This is a genomic window from Ginsengibacter sp. (assembly GCF_057362405.1).
On sequence record NZ_JBMQQG010000006.1, the window covers coordinates 1 to 5,130 of the forward strand.

Annotated in this window: 4 protein-coding genes; 1 reads left to right on the forward strand and 3 read right to left on the reverse strand. The window is 40.8% G+C overall.

Annotated features, from left to right (window positions below):
* The 3 genes from ACO1O5_RS00435 to ACO1O5_RS00445 form a co-directional block, all read right to left on the reverse strand.
* On the reverse strand, positions 1 to 423 hold a 423-nt coding region (locus ACO1O5_RS00435), incomplete at its 3' end, for a Tex-like N-terminal domain-containing protein (protein WP_486267354.1).
* A 328-nt stretch (positions 424 to 751) separates the two neighbouring features.
* The gene (locus tag ACO1O5_RS00440; RefSeq protein ID WP_486267356.1) at positions 752 to 2,653 is read right to left on the reverse strand and encodes an MGH1-like glycoside hydrolase domain-containing protein; all 1,902 of its coding nucleotides are present in this window, start codon (positions 2,651 to 2,653) and stop codon (positions 752 to 754) included.
* A 168-nt stretch (positions 2,654 to 2,821) separates the two neighbouring features.
* Positions 2,822 to 3,058: a hypothetical protein gene (locus ACO1O5_RS00445; RefSeq protein ID WP_486267358.1), complete on the reverse strand. Its 237-nt coding sequence runs from the start codon at positions 3,056 to 3,058 to the stop codon at positions 2,822 to 2,824.
* A 581-nt stretch (positions 3,059 to 3,639) separates the two neighbouring features.
* Here ACO1O5_RS00445 and ACO1O5_RS00450 point away from each other — a divergent pair.
* On the forward strand, positions 3,640 to 5,127 hold the full coding sequence (locus ACO1O5_RS00450) for a glycosyl hydrolase family 39 (RefSeq protein ID WP_486267360.1): 1,488 nt from the start codon (positions 3,640 to 3,642) through the stop codon (positions 5,125 to 5,127).
* The last annotated feature ends 3 nt before the right edge of the window (positions 5,128 to 5,130 follow it).

Sequence of the window (5,130 nt, forward strand, 5' to 3'; positions counted from 1 at the left end):
CGCCTCGGCTTCGGTATCCAAATTTTGCTGACTGAATAGTAAGGTGGCGAGCGGTTCCAATCCTTTTTCGACAGCCTGCGTAGCCCTTGTTTTACGTTTGGGTTTATATGGCAAATAAATATCTTCCAGTTCAGTGGCTGACACACAGTCTTCAATTCGCTTGCTCAGTTCGGGTGTAAGTTTGCCGGCTTCATCAATTGTTTTCAGGATCGTTTCCTTTCTTTTTTCCAGTTCATTAAAATAATTGATCCTGGTAATTATGTTTCCTATCACCACTTCGTCAAGATTGCCAGTGGCTTCTTTGCGGTATCGGGCTATAAATGGGATGGTGGATCCTGCTGCATGTAAGTCGTAAATATTGCTGACCTGCTTTAAAGTTATATTGAGTTCAGCAGCTATATATTGAGAATATTTCAGCTCCATAGGTTTATTTGTTTATGGCGCAAAAGTAAGTGGAGCGGGATGTAAAAAAAATTTGTTTATTAATTCAAAATAAAGGAATGAGTAATATTTTCTGTGAGGGGCAGCCTGTTATGGATCTACGTGATAGTTAAAATTGACCGGGGTTGTTTCAACTTTAAATTGACGGTTATCCCACAAAGACACTAAGACCACAAAGTATTATTCCTGGTGGCTTTGCGGGACCATTAATAATGACATAATAAATGTTACATGACACGATCTGCATTAACGATACTTGTTAGAATAGCCGTTACCGTTAGTTATACCGCAATCTTCTGAACGACGGTTTTTATTTATGTACTGGCTCTAAGTAACCCTTTTCTATGAAAGACATAAATGCGAGCAGAGCGCCCCAATGGTAGAATCCGTCTGCACTGTTAACATCATCGCCCTGCCCGGTTGTTCCATTGTAATTTTCGTAAATGGAGCCATCTTCTTGCCAGGATTTCATAAGCAGTGCCTTTGATTTGTCGATGAGGTCCTTCCTTGCTAACGGTACATCATAATGCTGCATGCCGAGGTACACTAAAAAATTCATAGGCGCCCAGATGCGTCCCCTCCAATAATCGTTGTCTTTAAATGCAGAATCCTTGCGTGCAATAGAAGGCATTACAAACTCGCCATAAAATTCAGCAGGATTGAAGTAATGTTTTTTCATCATCGTCTCTGCCTGTTTTTGTGTACACACTTTTGCCATCATGGGATAAAAATTAGTCGGCGACAAGCGGTATGATTTTGCACCATTATCCAGGCGTTTATTCAGGAATATTCCAGTGCTGTCATCCCAAAGTGTTTGCAGCTTTTCGCCATACTTCATTGATCGTTCCTTAATTTCTTTTGCATCTTCTTTTTTGTCCAGGATATCAGCGATTGCAGCGAGGGAATTACAGTCCATTACATACTCGCTCATCAGCCCAACGTCTGCATATTCCATCGTGCCTGTCTTTTTATTAAATGGAACATCATCATACATAGGAGAATTATCAAGCCCCGATTCGTATTTGGCTCCCTGCATGGTATTGATACTGTTATCAGGATGATATTCGTTTTTGGGCACATCGTCTGAACCCCACGCCAGGTAACCATTTACGTCGCGGTGCCCGGGCCACCAACGATTCCAGGCAAGCAGTTCGTTGTACACTTCCTGCAAAAACCATTTCTCCCGGTAGCGGTTATATATGGCAAGAATGACCGTGCTTCCGATTGGTGGCTGAGACCGATCCCAGGATGAATAACCGAACGGCGCCTGGAAATTAGGAATAAAACCCGCCGGTGTAATTGCTTTTGTAATTTCAATAGCATTGGCGTAGGCGAGATTCTTATCAAAAAGAGACAGCATGTAACTGGCGAAATAAGTATCCCAGTCAAACAAAACAAATCCTCCCCACCCATGGCTCCAGTTCCTGCTAACGGGGGAGATTACACGATGATTGGGTGCGTCGTAAATGGTGTTCCAGGCAAGAATGGTTTGCATCGCTTTAAAAGGTTCTGATAAATCACCGTAACGACTTACTCTTGCTTCCTGCTCAACTCTTTTCTTAGCTATAATATTTTTAATTTCATTTAACGTTCTGGTTTTCCCGGTGTAAATAGCTACTTCATTGGCGAGTGAAACAATAATAACGGGGGCGGTGCTATTGATGTACGCATCTTTAACCGACTCACCCGTTGTTCCTACTGAAATGTTACGGTTGGGAAATTGTGCCGTAATTGTATTTTCCTTCTTGCCGATAACGCCAGCCCGGCCCCAAAGTAATCCTGCTTCAATAGCCAGTTCTTTTTTTGACGGCTCTTTTGGAGTAACAAGTATGACATCATCGATCCCATCAGTAGCGCTTTGCACATCAAATATGTCATCCTGGTAAGTGAGTTCAAGGCTCGTGTAAGCGCCATCATCCGCACGCAGTCCGAGGGTAACTTGTTCTGGCCTTTTGTAAAATTTGGAAGCTTTAAATACCTCTTTTAAATAAGTACCGTTGCCAGGATTCGCAATACATAAATTGATGGAAAAACCTTCTGGCAAAAGCACATGCGACATAACGCTGTTGTTATACCAGGTATTCCAACCTTTGCCTAGGTTTTGCTGGAGTTGCCGGTACTCATTCGTTCTGATATTTCGTGAGACAGTTTGTGCCGTCATATGACTGCCAATCGCTGTTATCAATGTTAGTATTAGGATCGTCTTTTTCATCATTTTTTTAATATTAATCACAAGCAGGGAGAATGCGGTTAATTGTTTACGCTTTCAAAATTAATCACCAACGGTGTAAACCATGGGCTATGAAAATACAATTTACGGCAATGGCTTTAGCCAATTATTTATTATGCTGGTAATTTTTTTCCATCGTTTGCCTTCTTTTTAAGAATTAGAAACAGCATGAATATCGAAAGACGTACGGTTGTTGGTGTTCTTAGCATTGGCTTTGTAGCCGGGAATCACCGTCAACAGTATTAAACCATCCAACGTCTTATTAGATATGCTATTTGGTAAAGAACGCATTTTATAGTTACTATTCTCCACTGTCAATAAAGGTTTACTTATTTTCATTTCCTCACTCCCTTCGGGTTGTTTGTGTTTGCTTAGCTGCAAAACCATTTACAAAGGCTCCCCTTTTGTGCTCCCGGGTTCCATCATATCATAAACTGTTAAAATGGTTACAGGTCGCGGCCTTTTTCATAGCCCATTTTTTAAAAAATGTACTATGAGAAAACTGATTCCCTTCGGGTTACTGGGCGGTTGCCCGGCTACTGAACCATCCGCACGCAGCATCGATTCGAAGAGCCTTCAAATAAAAAGGCCACGGTAGAAACCGCGGCCGTACCAAAACTAACTAACGGTTAGAGCAAATAAAGGAATTTACCTACTCCACCCGATTACAGTAAGTTAATTCTTAATTTCGAAATAATATTCACGACATTAAAATATAAATTGATACGCCACTTAATGAAAAATTAGCAGATAGAGTACGCTAAATAGTTGCTTTGACTCGCTTTGAACGGGAAAGGAAATTAGCGTAGTGAATCAATCTTGCATTGGAATATAACAAGATGGCAAAAATCTCTATGAAAAGGAAAAAATAACCTGATCGTTCCTGTGACCTTAGCTGGAAATACGGACTGTGTAAGAGAAAGGATGAGATTATAAATAACATAAATTAATCAATGAAATATAACCAGATGATCAAAAAAATAATCGCAATCGTGTTGCAAACTTTCACTTCTGGTGTGATAATTTTTTTTCTGAACACCACACTCTATGCACAGGACAATTCTGTCACTATTGATTGGAACAAAACACAATCTATTTCCAGAACTACTCCAACGCTGCAGGTGGTAGAGAACCCGATGCTTCGCAAAAATTCTCCTATTCATGATGCAACTTTCCGTGCTTTAAAGGAATTAGGCGCGGATTATGTGCGTTATGTCCCGTGGTTTCCTTATCCAAAAATGGCAGTAGCTGAATTGAAACCACCGACAAAAGAAAAAACTTTTTGGGACTTTACTTTCCTTGATAGCACGATGCATGATTTTATGGAGGCTACTGAAGGACATTCTGTAGTTATCAACTTCAGCACTACGCCGGAGTGGATGTGGAAGACAGGCGCAGACGTAAAATATCCTGATGACCCTTACGTCGTTTGCTGGGACTATAGCCAGGGCGTTGCCCTTAGAGATACAACGATGCAGGAAGTTGCAGGCTACTATGCAAGGTTATTCAGTTGGTACACCAAAGGTGGCTTCACCGATGAATTGGGCGTATTTCATAAATCAAATCATCATTATAATATACCCTATTGGGAAGTTCTCAATGAGCCGGACCTCGAACATAATATTTCCCCGCAGCTATATACGAAAATGTATGACGCAATTGTTACGCGGCTAAAGAAAATCTCGCCCAAAACAAAATTTATTGGTATATCTGTTGCGTTCAACAACAATCCTGAGTTGTTCGAATATTTTTTAAACAAGAAAAATCATAAGCCAGGTGTTCCGTTAGATGGTATATCCTATCACTTCTATGGTACGCCTTCTTTTCATGATCAGAAGATAGATGCCTATCAATACACTTTCTTTGAAAAAGCAAATGCATTCCTTGATAAAGTGCGATATATTGAAAATATCCGGAAGAGGCTTTCACCTAAAACCATTACCACCATTAACGAAATAGGAACTATTATCGGTTCCGGTACCGGTAATGATATACCCGCTGACTACTGGAATTTATCAGGTGCCATGTATGCTTATGTTTTTCTCGGGTTGAATAAAATGGGAATTGACGTTGCCGGCGAATCTCAATTAGTTGGCTATCCAAGCCAGTTTCCTGCCGTAAGCATGATGGATTGGACAAATGGAAAGACGAATGCCCTCTATTGGATATTGAAATTGCTAACAAGCAATTTTGGCCCCGGTGATAGACTGGTTAATACGTCTATTCGTAACAGTTATGTTACTTGCCAGGCTTTTATAACAGCAAACGGAAAACGACTACTATTGATTAATCCGCGAAACGAAGAAGCGAAAATTAATTTACCGCCCGAAACAAAAGACGCAACTGCTCAATTTGTGGATACTCACACAGGTGAAAATGAACCGGGGCAATTCCAGGTAACAGCTGGTTCAATTGCGCTTACACCATTTGAAGTGGCAATTGTGCAATTGAAATAGCAG